This window comes from Robiginitalea sp. SC105 (assembly GCF_014243345.1).
GTDB lineage: Bacteria > Bacteroidota > Bacteroidia > Flavobacteriales > Flavobacteriaceae > Robiginitalea.
Genome location: NZ_JACLZF010000002.1, coordinates 863,947 through 878,429 on the forward strand (window position 1 = coordinate 863,947; position 14,483 = coordinate 878,429).

The following is a 14,483-nucleotide window of genomic DNA, read 5'->3' on the forward strand; positions in this document are numbered from 1 at the left end:
CAGAAAGCCCTCTTAACGATCTGTTGTAAAATGCATTACCTTACAGGATCACCCACCGAAGGGAGGTAATCATGGCCCGCAGGCGTAATCCGGAATTACTGGTAAGTAGTCCCGGACAAACAGGTGTAATCCGCGTAACCGGGTGGACCGTTCTTTTACATCTGAAATTGAATCACACCGCAATGCAGCGGTGAAGATTACCCTGCAACATTACCCGGACGGCCTATTTTTTAATATCTTTTCATTAGAAGCACCAACCAATGCCCTTAAATCGATTCAGCCTGCTGTTCCTGCTCCTGTTAGCTGGGGTTTTTCCGGAGATTCGGGCCCAGGAACAAATCAGCTTTAAACAATTATCCATCAAGGACGGGCTCTCCCAGAATTGCGGCATCTCTGTAGCTCAGGACAGCACGGGTTTTCTGTGGATTGCCACCCAGGACGGGCTGAACCGGTACGACGGGAATGAATTCGTCAAATACCCCTTTATTTTTTCGGATATAACCCGACCCAGTTTCAGCCAGTTGGGGAAAGTTTATGTGGACCGTCTTGGCCATGTCTGGAGCATCCCGGACACCGGCGTGCTTCACCGGTACCTTTCGGATACGGATTCCTTTGAGGCCTATCCTGAATTGTCAGATGCGAGCGTGTTGTGGCAGGATTCGGACCAGAAATACTGGATGGGCACCTATAACCGCGGGCTCCGCTGGTTTTTCCTCATGGAGGGGGAACTCAGGATGGGGGGGCGTATCCCCATTGAAAGCCCGGTATATGCACTGGAGGAGTCCGGGGGGTTGTTGCTGGCGGCTACCGGGGAGGGTGTGGTGGAAATCTATAAGCGGACGGGGACCATCAAGGATACGCTGGTGTTGCAAACCAACGGGGAGCGTATCCGGCGGGGAATCAGTTCCATTCTGGTATCCGACGCAGGCAGGCAGTGGTACGGCACTTATGGTGCGGGACTATATTACCGGGATAAGGGCAGTGACCGCCTGGAACCCGCGTCGGCTCGCTTCCCGGACGGTGAATTGCCCCCCGACCTGAACATCCTGTCCCTCTTCCAGGATTCCGCGGGCCGTATTTGGATAGGGACCTATGGGGATGGTTTATATGTCCTGAACCCGGAATCCCGCGAAATCCAGCATTTTTCCCCGGACAAGCGAAACCACCGGGCCATCCATTACAACGATATCCTCAGTATCTATGAGGATTACACCGGTACCCTCTGGTTTGGGACGGACGGGGCGGGTCTGAGTTATTACGACCCCTACCTGGAAAAATTCAATTCCATTACCAATGCCCAGGTACCCAACGACATCAATGTGGATGTGGTCCGGGCCATTGAGCGCGATTCCAGCGGCATGGTCTGGATAGGCACCTCTGGCAAAGGGCTGATGCGCTACAACCCCCCGGAGGATACCTGGGAAAAATTCTCCGCAGCGAACAGTGACCTGCCCTCCGACCGGGTCATGAGCCTCTTTCACGATGGCAACTATCTCTGGATTGGCACACAGGGAGGGGGCCTGGCACGACTGGATGCGGAGGGCAAGATCGTGCCATACACTCCGGAAGGGACCAATAGCCTTGATGCAATTACCATCTGGGACATATTCCGCGACAGCCGCTCCCGCCTGTGGCTGGCAACCCGGGAATACGGCCTGGTACAGTTCGACCCTGTTCAGGGGGCTGTCCGCTATTTCAACCGGAACAGCACCCCGGAAACGCCTGTATTTGATAATATCCGTGTGGTCATCGAAGGAGCGGATGGCAATCTTTGGATTGGTGGGGAGGAAGAAGGACTAATCCGTTTCAATCCCGATAATGGCGAATTCCGGACTTTCAGGGCCGGGACGTCCCCGGGGGAACTGCCTGACGACAAGGTTAAATCCCTGTATATGGACCAGGACGCTTCCCGGTTGTGGATTGGGACCAATGGTAGTGGGATCAGTGCCCTGGATCTGGAAACGATGCAGTTCCATACCTACTCAGTTGCCGACGGGTTGGCGAACGACGTTATTTATGCAATCCTGCCGGACCGGGACGGAGACCTGTGGCTGAGTTCCAACCGGGGGATCACCCGGTTTGGTCCTCCTGGTCGCTGGGAGGAATCGCCGGAGATTGAAAACTATACGAATTACGAGGGGCTCGCCACCGAATTCAATACCGGAGCGGCCTATAAATACCTGGATGGCACCCTATATTTTGGTGGCCTTGAAGGCTTTTACTGGTTTGTCCCGGACCAGATCCGGAAAAACCCGCACCTGCCCAAGACGGTCATCACGGGCATACAGGTAGCCAACGAACCTATGCGGATGAGCGGGAATATGCAGTTGAGCAATCGGGAGCACAGCCTGACCTTTATTTTTTCCAGCCTGCAGTTTGCGTTGCCGGACAAGAACGAATACAAATACCAATTGCTCAACTACGACCAGGACTGGGTGGACGCGGGACCTATCAATTTTGCGCGGTATTCCTTCCTTCCCCCTGGTTCCTATGAGTTCCAGGTCAAGTCCAGTAACTACGACGGTGTCTGGAACCCGACCCCTGCGGTATTTACTTTCAGCATCGCCCCGCCCTGGTATGCCACCCTCTGGGCCAAAATAGGTTATGTCCTTTTGTTTGGGTTGCTGGCCTGGGGGACGTATGCGTATTTCCGTTCGCGCTGGCGGATGAAATTAAACCTCAGCCTGAAGGAGGCTGAGACGCAGCGTTTGCAGCGCCTCAATGAATTCAAATCCAAACTGTACACCGATATTTCACATGAGATCCGAACACCCCTTTCGCTCATTGCGGCCCCGGTGGAAGCAAAGCTCAAAGAGGGTGGCCTCAGTGATGCGGACTATTCCCGGTATTCACTGATCAACCGGAATACGAACCGGATCATTGCCCTGGTAGACCAGATGCTGCACCTGGCACGACTGGAAAAGGGCAAACTCACCCTGAAACGCGAAAAGGGCGACCCCGGGCTTTTCCTGCGGGTACTTGTAAAAGCTTTCGAATACCGGGCCGATCAGGCCAGCGTGGCACTGACCTGGGATATCGGCGATTCCGGGATGGCTGGTTTTGATGCAGACATCCTGGAAAAGATCGTATCCAACCTGCTTTCGAATGCCATTAAATACACCCCGGCCGGGGGTGCCTGTCATTTTGGGGCGGACTATCCGGACGACCAATTGGAAATCCGCATCAGCAACACGGTCCGGGATCCCGAAACCATCGATCCGGAACAGCTTTTTTCCAGGTTCTACCAGGGGGACGATACTTCCGAGGGATCTGGCGTCGGACTGGCCCTGGTCAGGGAACTGGTATCCCTCCATGAAGGAACGATAGAGGTGGCCCTGCGGGATTTCGAGATTCATTTCCGTGTCGTGTTGCCCCTGGAATCCGCAGTAAATAAAGATGAGTTGCCTGCCCCGCCGGAGGCCCAAAGCAACCCTGCGACCAGGGCTGCAGCCAATGGCAGTTCCAAAGAGCCTTCGGATAAACCCATTGTGCTGGTGGTGGAGGACGATGCTGAGGTGCGGGAATACCTCCGCAGGGCATGGGAAGGCAGATACCAGGTGCAAACAGCCCCCGACGGGGAACGGGGACTTGAGCAGGCCATCGAACAGGTGCCCGACCTGGTACTCTCCGATATCCGGATGCCGGTCCTGGGAGGCATTGAACTCTGCAACCGGCTCAAGACTGACGAGCGCACGAGCCACATTCCAATCATTTTGTTTACCTCAGGTTCCGGAGTGGAACAGGAACTCCGCGGCCTGCAATCCGGAGCAGACGATTTTGTGACCAAACCTTTCAAGCTGGCCGTACTGGAAAAGCGTATCGATAACCTGATCCGTATCCGGAGCGCCCTGAAGGAGCGCTACTCGGAACAGAATATTTTCAAGGCCAGGGATATTGCTGTCACCCCGACGGACGAGGCATTCCTCCGGAAAGTACAGGACATCCTGGACAACCACCTGAACGATGCCACCTTCAATGCCGAGGCCTTTGTGCGGGAGGTTGGAATGAGCCGCATGCAGCTCCACCGGAAATTGCAGGCCTATACGGGCCTGAGCACTACGGCATTCCTCCGGTCACAGCGCCTCAAACAGGCAGCGGAACTCCTTAAAACTTCCGATTTGGGGGTGAGTGAGGTCGCCTATATGGTTGGTTTCAACACCCCTTCCTATTTCATCAAATGCTTCCGGGAAACCTATGGGACAACCCCTGCCGAGTACGTCTAGGCAGGCTACGGGAATACCGGGGCCCGGATGTTACATACGTGCAACAATCGGGGACATTTGTGGTATGCTTCTGCTGGCCGGTTCTCTATCTTGGACTTATCGAAAAACCCCAAAAACCGTCCGGAGAAATGAAACCACAGGAAAAGAAAGCGCCCTTCAGGGCAGACGGATTTGTCATTACACTCCTGGCCATGTTGATACTGGCCATCACCGTACTGGTCAGTACCCTGGCCGGGTAGCCCCCCCGAAACAAAGGGTAATCGTACCCGATTATTCCCCGTGCATACATCATTTGTAACGGGTTATACAGTCGTTACATTTCTGGCACTTCCCGATACATTTCTGACATCCGTTCTGGGCCCCTACCGTTAGATTGATTGTAATACCGGGCTGGACAGCGTGTCCCGGACTTGCTTTTCACGCTGATTGATTTTTCACCATTTAAACGCTTTATTATGACTCACCACAAAAAGGACCGAATTTTTAAAGGATTGCAAACGTTGATCGCAGGGGTATGCCTGCTGGCCATTGCTACAGGCTGCAGCAATGACGATTCCGGCAACGGGATCGACGGCAATTGCGTTGACAATTTCAGCTGGTTCAACGAAGTTTCGGATGAGGTTTCGGCCCTTACCAATGCCGGGGCTGCCTATGGCCAGGATCCGACTGCGGCCAACTGTGCCACCTATGAGGCAGCAGCCATCGATTATCTGGATGCCCTTGAGGATGCCCTGGGTTGTGTATCGGGCACAGACCGGGATGCCCTTCAGGACGCGATCGCGGAAGCCCGGGCGGACGTGGATGGAGGTCTCTGCAACTAGGCCTTTAAGGCGCGAAGGGATCAAACCATTCTAAAGGGCTGCCCGGTGCTTTGCAGGACGCCGAACCAGAATTCCCCTTCCGTATCGATTTTTTTCCGCTGGTCCACCACCCGCGAAATGGGCAGGTATACAAAGCGGTTGTTCACCCGCCCGACCACGAATTTCGTTTTTCCGCACATGGCCCCGTGTACCGCCTGGTAGGCCAGCCAATTGCAGAACTGGCTGTCCTTGGCGTTGGCGGGGGCACTGCGGATGATGTAGCTGGGGTCGATATACTTGATCGTGACCTCTTTTCCGGAGGCATTGAAATAGGCCTGTATCCGGTCCTTGAGCAGCTTCCCTATGTCCCTGTGCTGAACATTTCCGGAAGCATCGGTTACCTGTTCAGCTTTTTCGAACAGATGCTGTCCCGCCCCTTCGGCTACCACGATTACCGCGTGGTGTTTGAGATCGAGGCGGTTTTCCAGTGCCTTTAGAAAACCATTGGGCCCGTCCAGGTCAAAGGCCATTTCCGGTATCAGCACAAAATTGACCACCGGCATGGAAAAGGCGGTGGAGGCGGCAATGAAGCCGCTGTCCCGCCCCATCAATTTGACGATGGCAATGCCGTTGTACGCCCCGATGGCCTCGTTGTGTGCATCCCGGACAATCGGGCTGGCCACGTCAAAGGCCGTTTCAAACCCGAAGGATTTATCGATGAGGTTGATGTCGTTGTCAATGGTCTTGGGGATACCGGCCACGGCGATCTTCAGGTTGCGTTTTTCGATTTCCTCACCGATGGCCCGTGCACCCTTCAGCGTACCGTCCCCACCAATGGTAAACAACAGGTCAATCTTGTTTTGGACCAGTGTGTCTACCATTTCGGGTATGGGGTGGGCTCCCCGGGAGGAGCCGAGGATCGTACCCCCGAATTCGTGGATATCCTTGACCCGGTCAGGGGTGAGCTCCAGGAATTCGTGGGGGCAGTCTTTGGAAAGCCCTTCATATCCGTAACGGATTCCGAGGATGCGACGGACCCCATAAAAATAATGGAGGGCCATTACGAGGCTCCGGATGACGTTGTTGATCCCCGGGCAAAGCCCCCCGCAGGTGACGATGGCCGCGGTGGTTCCGGCCGGGTCGAAGAATATCTTTTCCCGCGGGCCGGCTTTTTCAAGGCACTCTGGTTTTTCCTGCCGGTTGAGGCAATCCAGGAACCCGGCCAGGGATACATCTACCAGTACCCGGTTATCCTCGTCCACGAAATTGAAGATCTCATCCCCGCTTTTTTTGCTAAGGAGCAGGGGGGAGGGGATTTCTGCCTTCCCCAGGGTTTGTATTGCAAACGGATCGTGTGATGCCATGGGCCTTACTCTTTGGTTTTTTGTTGCCTAACGGCTTAACGGGGTGGCTGCTTGCCAGTAAGCCGGTATCATATTGCCGGAAAAGCGGGCGTCCGGAAGTTCCGGCTATTTCCTGACAATATCAAACCGCTTAACTCAACCGGATGGGAAGCTGCCTTGGCCGCTTCCCGGTGAGCCGGGTAACCGCATTGGCAATGGCCGCTGCAATGGGCCCCATGGGGGGTTCCCCAACCGCCCCGGGGGCATCATCCCCCTGCAGCAGCACCACCTCGATCTCCCGGGGGCCATCCTTCATTTGGGCCATCCGGTAAGGCCCGTAAATCACGGGGAGGAGTTCCCCGTCCTCTACATGCATCTCTTCGTAAAGCGCTGCACTCATGCCCATGATGATGTTGCCCTCGCACTGGGCCCTTACCAGGTCCGGGTTGATGACCAGGCCCGGGTCGAAGGCACAGGTTACCTTTTCCACCCGGATCTCACCGTCCCGGATGGATACCTCCGCCACATGGGCTGCAGGTGACCCTGCATCTGTGGAGGCAGCCAGCCCCATGGCAGTACCGCCCACCACCTCGTCCCGGTACCCGGCTTTCTCGGCCGCAGCCCGGATGACGTTTTTGAGCCGCTCCCCGGCCGCGTCGTCCCGGATGTGCATCAGCCGGAATCCCACGGGGTCCCTGCCGGCTTTCCGGGCCAGTTCATCCAGGAAGGATTCGATGGCAAACGTATTGGTCAGCAGGCCCAGTCCCCGCCAGGTAGCAGTGGCAAACGGGAGTTCCACAAACCAGGATACCGATTTGAAATCGGGGATCAGGCCATACTGGATCAGCCCGCCCCTCCATGCCCCGAAATCCGAACCGACCAGGTTTCGCATCATGCCGGGGAGCGGGCCAAAGGAGTGCATGACGGCCCCGCTTGATGTGTTGAATTCAAAGGCGCTGATCCCGCCTTTGTCGCTGAGTTTGGCGTGTACCACCATATGGGAGGGCGGTCGGAATTCGTCGTTTTGGAATTCTTCCTGCCGGTTGAAATAGCATTTTACAGGTTTCCCAACGGCCCGAGACATCACGGCTGCCTCCACGGCATGGGAGGTGTTCAGCCTCCTGCCGAACCCCCCGCCCAGGAAGGTAGGTATCAGGTTGACCTGTTCCTTTTTCAAATCCAGTCGCCGTGCAACCTGTTCCTGGGTATATCCCGGGACCTGGGTAGAGAGGATGACGGTAGCCTGGTCTTCCTCCACCCAGGCAAGTGCCCCGTTGGGTTCCAGTTGGGCATGTGCCCCGATGGGGGTTTTGAATTCGGCCCGGATAATTTCCCCCGGGGCGGTTTCGAAAGCGCGTTCCGCGTTCCCCTGTTTCTGGATGACATAGGGCGTGCCATTTCCAACGCGGATCATCTCCTCTATATCCCGGGTCTGCCAGCCGGTATCGGCGTCCCAGTCCACTTCGATGGCGTTTTTGGCGTTTTCCGCAGCCATCCGGGAAGTGGCAACTACCCCGACGAAATCCGCTTCCCTGCAGATCCTGACCACCCCGGCCATGGATGCTGCCCGGCTGGTATCAGCCGATTTCAGGCGCGCACCGATATGCGATGGCCGGGCAACGGCCCCGTACAACATATCGGGCAGGGTGGCATCCATCCCGAAGATAGCTGCCCCGAAGACTTTGTCTGCCAGGTCATTTCTCGGCACGGGACGCCCGATAAAGGGGTAGGAGCCCACTTCCCGCAAAGGGGGGGTGTCCGGAGATGCCCAGTCCTGTACGCCCTCAACAATTTCGCCATAGCTCAGGGAGCGGTCCCCGGCCCAAACCCGCCCGGCCTCCGTGGTGAGCTCACTGACAGGTAACCCGAGTTTCCGGGCGGCTTCCGCCTTGAGCATTTCCCGCAGGGTGGCACTCAGGCTCCGAAGCACCGGCCACAGGCTGCGGATGGTGGTGCTCCCCCCCGTACCGAAATCATCGACATTGCCAGAGGCGGTCGGGGCGTGGATGACCCGGATTTGCTGCACGTCCACGTCGAGTTCCCCGGCGGCGATTTGTGCGAGGCCGGTGAAGATTCCCTGTCCCATCTCCACCTTGGGGGAGCTGAGGATAATCCCATTCTCGGGCGTGACTTCAAACCAGAGGGCCGGTTCGTCCGTTTCCCCTATATAGGGAACGTCCCCGGTATCTATAAACGCGTTGAATTTACGCCTCAGCGGATTGCGCAACAGGTAGGTGGTCCCAATGATCAATCCTGTACCCCCGAGCAGGGTGCGAACCACAAATTTACGACGGGTAATCCCTTTTGTTTTTTCTGCCATCCCTTAAGGTGTTTCCGCAAGGGGTTCCTCCCGGGTCCCCCCGATTGCTGCTGCCCGGTGAATGGCCTTACGCATACGGTAGTACGTTCCACACCGGCAGATATTGGTGATGTTCTGGTCAATGTCGGCATCCGTGGGCTCGGGCACCTTTTCCAGCAGGGCGGCCGCTGCCATCATGAAGCCCGGCTGGCAGTACCCGCACTGGGGGACCACTTCGGCCATCCAGGCCCGTTGGACCGGATGGGGTTCCTCCCGGGAACCCAACCCTTCGATGGTCGTGATTTGTTTGCCTTCGGCCAGTCTGGCCGGGTAGGTGCAGGACCTGACGGCCTCCTTGTCCACATGGAGGGTACAGGCCCCGCAGGCGGCTTTGCCACAGCCGAATTTGGTGCCCATAATACCGAGGTAATCTCGGAGTACCCAGAGCAGCGGCGTGTTGGTATCCTCAAGGGCTATTTGGTGGTCCGCCCCATTTACGGTAAGTGTAATTTGTTGCTTTTGCACATTCATGCCCGAATATTAAGGAAAAATGCCGTTACTTTTGGGTTCTTAAGGGAAACCGGGAGGGAAAATTCCCTGTATCCCGGATTCATTCAACTGAATAGCGATGAAGCTTATAAAGGTGGCCTCCCCCGGGAGGATAAACCTGCTCGGGGAGCACACGGATTACAACCAGGGCCTGGTCCTGCCGGCGGCTATAGACCGCACCATCGTTTTCACCCTTTCCCGAAATGGAAACCCTTCCCGGTGCACACTGCATTCCAGGGGCTATGGAGATCCCCTCGTGGCAGATCTTTCGGACATTCGGCAAGGTGAACGGAGTTGGGAAAATTACCTGCTGGGGGTGCTGTCGGAGCTCCGGGAACTCACCGACGGGCTCCGGGGTTTCGACTGCCATATTGAAAGCCGGCTGCCGGCGGGGTCCGGCATAAGTTCTTCGGCCGCCCTGGAGTGCGGACTGGCATTCGGGCTTAACGAGCTTTTCGGCCTCGGGTTGTCCCGTTGGGACCTGGTGGAGCTCTGTGTACGTGCAGAACATCGTTTTGTAGGAACCCGCTGCGGTATCATGGACCAGTTTGCCTCCCTGATGGGCCGGCCCGGGCACGCCATGTTGCTGGATTGCAGGTCCCTGGCATTTGATTATGTACCGCTGGAAACGGGCCCCTATAAATTGCTCCTGCTCAATTCCAATGTGTCGCACGACCTGGCCGAAAGCGCTTATAACACCCGAAGGGAGGAGTGCGAAACCGGGACGGGCATCCTCCGGTTGCAAACGGGCCTTGAAGCCCCCTTAAGAGAATTGCCCCTGGAGCGCCTCAAGGAATTCAGCAGCGCGATGGTTCCGGAAGTGTACAACAGATGTGCGTATGTCATCGCCGAGAACAACCGGGTGCGCCGGGCTGTTGCGGCCCTCGGAAACAATGACATGGAAGCCCTTGGCCACCTGTTGTATGAAACCCATTACGGCCTGCGCGATCTTTTTGAAGTCAGCTGCCCGGAATTGGATTTTCTGGTCGACTTTACGGAGCCCCTGGACAAGGTCCTGGGTTCCCGCCTGATGGGCGGAGGCTTCGGGGGATGCACATTGAATATTGTGCATTCCGAATACCTGGAAGCTTTCATTTGGGAAATTAGCAGCGCCTACCGCAGTCAATTTGGCCTGGAACTCTCCCCCATGGTTGCCCTGCCGGGCCCGGGGACCTCCCTGCTAAAACCCACATAGCAATCTGATCGAAAAAACCAGGGGCATCCGGCCGAAAATAATGCCCTTCCTGAAAATAAATTTTTACATAATGTCTTACAAATCAACCTACTTAAATCTTACACTTTACAATAGCTTAACATAGATTCACAACAATTTTTTGGGCGATTCCGGCAAACCGGGTTCATTCGGGGAACTAACTTTAAACGTTTCCCATATGTACAAGCAATTCTATCTGGTAGATGACGAGGACCTGGTGAACACCATCAATACCATCCACTTCGGAAGGTTGGGCCTTGATGATAAAGTGAAAAGCTTTACAAACCCCGAACTGGCTCTGGACGACCTGAGGTTCCGGGAAGACCAGACGCAACGCACCCTGATCCTCCTGGACATCAATATGCCGGAAATGACCGGTTTTGAATTCCTGGAGTTCATGAAATTGGAGAACTTCAGCAGGTCAAACGAAGTCCTGCTCGTTACCTCTTCCCGAGATCCCTATGATATCCAAATGGCCGGGGAATTCCCGGAGTATGTGAAGGGGTACATTAACAAACCGCTTAAAATACAAGACCTGGAAGCCTATCTCCAACGCGCCAGCAGCCCGGCACGCCTCGCTGTCTGATTCTGTACTTTTCTGAAAAAATCAAGCCCGCGATCCTGTGGTCACGGGCTTGTTTGTATGTTTGTAACCGGACGTCCGCCTCCGGAATTTTAAACGTTGTTAGCGCAACCCGATTTCATCCAGGTTTTCATAGCTGGTGCGGATCGCCTCGAGGGGTTGCATGCCGTCAAAGGTCATGTCCTGTTCCACAATATAATATTCCATGCCAGATTGCTCTTTTTTGGCTACAATCCGTTTGAAGTCGATGGTACCGGTACCAACGGGCGCAAACCTTCCCTGGCTGTCCATGTCCTTTACGTGCCAGATCTTGAATCGGTCCGGGTATTTCTCAAAATAATCCAGCGGATCTGCGCCGGCGCGGGTTACCCAATACAGGTCCATCTGGAAGTTGACCAGGTCCGGGTCGGTATTTTCCAGCATGTAGTCGATTGGAATGATGCCCTGCTCGTTCGGCTTGAATTCAAAGTCGTGGTTGTGGTAAAGCAGTTCCAGGCCTGCAGCCTTGCATTTTTGGGCAAGGGTATTGACGATATCCGTCAGTTCCTGGACGGTGCCGGTCATCCCCAGTGTCCGGGTTTCCGGGTCAAAGGTAAAGCGCCCCATAGGGGGTACCGGGATGACAAAGTAGCGGAAGCCGGCTGCCTTGGTATCGGCTATCATCTGGTCGGCATTTTCCATGGTAACCCCTCCCTGATGCACGCTCAGTGGTTGCAGGCCGATTTCCCCAAGGTAGCTTTTGAATTCCTGGGGGGCCATGCCGTAGAACTTCCCGTCCTCGTAATTGGTAGCCTCGATATTGACATAACCGATGTCGGCCACTTGCTGCAGGACGCCTTTGGGATCCTGTTCCATCAGGTCGCGGACGGTGTAGAGGGTTGCGCCCGGGGCGGGCATGTCCGACCCGCCGCAGCCTGCAAGGGACATTCCAAACAGGATAGAGAGGGTTAGTAATACGGGGAAGATGTGTTTTTTACGCATGGTGATCGTTTGTTCAGATTGGAAATGTTGTTCTCCCGGCCATCGCACAGCCGGTATCGATAAAGATACGGGATTCTTTCGGATCCTCCGGGGCCTTACGGAAGCCGGCTCAGGGATTGTTCAGTTCCTCCCGGGCCTTTCGGAAGCCCGTTCAGCGATTGTTCATTTCCCGCAGGAACTCCAAAAAGGCAGGCGTATCATATTCGCGCATGCCTTCAAAACGGTAGAGGGTATCCCGGTCCGGGGGCACGAGGAAGGTAGCCGGGATGCTCCGGGTTTTCAAAAATTCCGGTTCCTCCCCCGCCAGGTGATAAATCGGAAATGCAAATCCTTTACGTGCCTTAAAGGCCCTGGCCTTTTCAAAGTCGGCATCCATGGATATCATCACAAAGGCAACGGAGTCCCCTGCGGCTTCGTACAGTTTGTCGATACTGGGCATCTCTGCAAGGCAGGGGGCGCACCAGGTAGCCCATTTGTTGATAAAAGCCGTTTGCTCCCCGGCAACCTTCGGCAGGGACCGGGTCATGCCCTCCTCATCGACCAGCAGGAGTCCCGCGGCAGTTGTTTCGGAAAAGGGAAGGGGCTCAAAAACCTCAACGGAGACCTCCCGCGGGGTCCGGATGCCCCTCTCGAGTAAAATAAAATTGGCTTTCCTGTAGATGCGCTTGTGGAGGCCGGTGGCGATCATTCCTGCAAGGGCCAGCAGCAGGAACAGGAGCAGGATGCCTTTTTTTCGGGTAATTTTCATGCCGGAAGCCATTTGTAAGACAAAAATAAGGCGAATTTGCCGGTTTCGGCTGATGTAAGGCGTGCCCCCCTTCTGTATTGGTTGATGGAATTGTATTTTTGGCCAAAAACCAGCAACATGAAAATCGTTTCCTGGAATGTGAACGGTATCCGTGCGATTTCCGCCAAAGGGTTCGCCGGGAATATCAGCGAACTGGACCCGGATGTCCTCTGCCTGCAGGAGATCAAGGCCGATGAGGACATCGTCCATGAAATCGCGGATGAACTTCCCGGGTATACAGCCCATGTCCACCCTGCTGAGAAAAAGGGCTATTCCGGTACGGCTATTCTGGTCCGGGAAACGGGGGTATCCGTGGACCGGGGTCCGGACACCGAATTGCTGCAGGGGGAGGGACGCATCCAACGCGCCGACCTGGGTGATTTTTACCTGGTGAACACCTATGTGCCAAACTCGGGCCAGGGGTTGAAGCGACTGGACTACCGGGAGGAATGGGATGCCGCCTTCCTGGATTACCTCAATGGGCTGAGGGCCCACAAGCCGCTGGTCCTTTGCGGGGACCTGAATGTGGCACATCGCCCGATCGACCTGAAGAACGACAAGGCCAACTACAACAAAACAGCGGGTTATACCCAGCGCGAAATCGATGGTATGGACCGGTTGCAACAAAGCGGCCTGGTCGACATTTACCGGAAACGGCACCCGGATGAGGTAGCCTATACCTATTGGAGTTATCGCTTCAGTGCCCGCAAACGCAACGTGGGCTGGCGCCTGGATTATTTCCTGATCAGTCCGGAACTGGAAGACCGGGTTGCGGAGGCACCTATATACAGTACCTACGAGGGCTCGGATCACTGTCCCATTGGCCTGGTCCTGGTGGATTAGGTTTAGCGGGATTCCCCGAGCCACCAGCGGTACCGCGGCGGTGTGCGGACCAAACCGAATCGCCTGACCGCATGGATGCGCAGGTGTTCGGTCATTTCTGCCACCGAATCCGTCAGGAATATGAGTTCCGGATCTGTGGGGGAAATACTTTCATTTTTCGCCATCATCTGGATATGGTCGTAGAGCTCCCTATGATATTTCCGGCCGAACAGGATCACGGGAAAATCCTCGATCATCCCGGTCTGGATCAACGTTACGGCTTCGAATAGCTCGTCCAGGGTACCCATCCCGCCGGGCATCACCACAAATGCATAGGAATACTTCATCAGCATAAACTTGCGCACAAAGAAATAGGGGATGTCGATCCACTTGTGGAGGTAGGGGTTGGGATGCTGTTCCCTGGGGAGCACAATATTGCAACCAACGGAATACCCGTGGTTCTCGTAAGCCCCCTTATTGGCCGCCTCCATAATACCCGGCCCGCCGCCGGTCATGGTAGTAAACCCGAGCTCTGCGAGTGCTTTACCCACCTCCTCGGCCTGTTTGTAATACGGGTTGTCCGGCGTAAAGCGGGCCGAACCGAATACCGTTACACAGGGACCGATAAAGTGGAGTTTCCGAAAGGATCGGATAAAATGATAGGCCACCTTTAGGGTGAACCAGAATTCCTTAATACGGTTGCCGGGGCCCTGGAGAAAGGATCGTTCCGAACTGAGCCGGTCGTTTAGATTCGGGGAAGGGGGGTCTCCGGAACGCGACTTGGACATGTGATTTCCTTTTTGCCCAAGGTACTAAGATTTTGGATTTTGGAGTATCGGATAGGGGAAGTAGCCCCTCCCGGATCTTATCCATTTTATTCCTG

Annotated in this window: 11 protein-coding genes; 5 read left to right on the forward strand and 6 right to left on the reverse strand. The window is 55.5% G+C overall.

The window, feature by feature from the left end:
- Positions 1-260: 260 nt before the first annotated feature.
- Both H7F20_RS12970 and H7F20_RS12975 read left to right on the forward strand, forming a co-directional pair.
- Positions 261-4,223, forward strand: coding sequence for a two-component regulator propeller domain-containing protein (locus H7F20_RS12970; protein ID WP_185786594.1), 3,963 nt, complete (start codon positions 261-263; stop codon positions 4,221-4,223).
- 455 nt (positions 4,224-4,678) lie between these two features.
- Positions 4,679-5,044 carry a hypothetical protein gene (locus tag H7F20_RS12975; RefSeq protein WP_185786595.1) on the forward strand — a complete coding sequence of 122 codons (366 nt, stop codon included), beginning with the start codon at positions 4,679-4,681 and terminating at the stop codon, positions 5,042-5,044.
- A gap of 20 nt (positions 5,045-5,064) precedes the next feature.
- On the opposite strand, the gene H7F20_RS12980 is transcribed toward H7F20_RS12975, so the two are convergent.
- The 3 genes from H7F20_RS12980 to H7F20_RS12990 all read right to left on the reverse strand — a co-directional run bounded on the left by H7F20_RS12980 (position 5,065) and on the right by H7F20_RS12990 (position 9,196).
- Complete coding sequence (locus tag H7F20_RS12980; protein WP_185786596.1) at positions 5,065-6,387, reverse strand: ATP-dependent 6-phosphofructokinase; 1,323 nt, start codon at positions 6,385-6,387, stop codon at positions 5,065-5,067.
- Positions 6,388-6,517: 130 nt separating this feature from the next.
- Positions 6,518-8,686 (reverse strand): molybdopterin cofactor-binding domain-containing protein, encoded by a 2,169-nt coding sequence (locus H7F20_RS12985; protein ID WP_185786597.1) that lies wholly within the window; start codon positions 8,684-8,686, stop codon positions 6,518-6,520.
- A 3-nt stretch (positions 8,687-8,689) separates the two neighbouring features.
- On the reverse strand, positions 8,690-9,196 hold the full coding sequence (locus H7F20_RS12990) for a (2Fe-2S)-binding protein (RefSeq protein WP_185786598.1): 507 nt from the start codon (positions 9,194-9,196) through the stop codon (positions 8,690-8,692).
- A 97-nt stretch (positions 9,197-9,293) separates the two neighbouring features.
- On the opposite strand from H7F20_RS12990, the gene galK reads away from it, so the two are divergent.
- Both galK and H7F20_RS13000 read left to right on the forward strand, forming a co-directional pair.
- Positions 9,294-10,409 carry a galactokinase gene (gene galK / locus H7F20_RS12995; RefSeq protein WP_185786599.1) on the forward strand — a complete coding sequence of 372 codons (1,116 nt, stop codon included), beginning with the start codon at positions 9,294-9,296 and terminating at the stop codon, positions 10,407-10,409.
- A 196-nt stretch (positions 10,410-10,605) separates the two neighbouring features.
- Positions 10,606-11,013: a response regulator gene (locus tag H7F20_RS13000; protein ID WP_185786600.1), complete on the forward strand. Its 408-nt coding sequence runs from the start codon at positions 10,606-10,608 to the stop codon at positions 11,011-11,013.
- Between the two features lie 99 nt (positions 11,014-11,112).
- Here H7F20_RS13000 and H7F20_RS13005 read toward each other — a convergent pair whose 3' ends face one another.
- Complete coding sequence (locus H7F20_RS13005; RefSeq protein ID WP_185786601.1) at positions 11,113-11,991, reverse strand: sugar phosphate isomerase/epimerase; 879 nt, start codon at positions 11,989-11,991, stop codon at positions 11,113-11,115.
- Positions 11,992-12,142: 151 nt separating this feature from the next.
- Entirely contained in the window at positions 12,143-12,739 is a 597-nt protein-coding gene (locus H7F20_RS13010) for a TlpA disulfide reductase family protein (RefSeq protein WP_185786602.1), read from the reverse strand.
- A 117-nt stretch (positions 12,740-12,856) separates the two neighbouring features.
- Between H7F20_RS13010 and H7F20_RS13015 the strand changes: the two genes are divergently transcribed.
- Positions 12,857-13,621: an exodeoxyribonuclease III gene (locus tag H7F20_RS13015; RefSeq protein WP_185786603.1), complete on the forward strand. Its 765-nt coding sequence runs from the start codon at positions 12,857-12,859 to the stop codon at positions 13,619-13,621.
- Between the two features lie 2 nt (positions 13,622-13,623).
- On the opposite strand, the gene H7F20_RS13020 is transcribed toward H7F20_RS13015, so the two are convergent.
- Positions 13,624-14,388, reverse strand: coding sequence for a TIGR00730 family Rossman fold protein (locus tag H7F20_RS13020; protein ID WP_185786604.1), 765 nt, complete (start codon positions 14,386-14,388; stop codon positions 13,624-13,626).
- Positions 14,389-14,483: the final 95 nt, after the last annotated feature.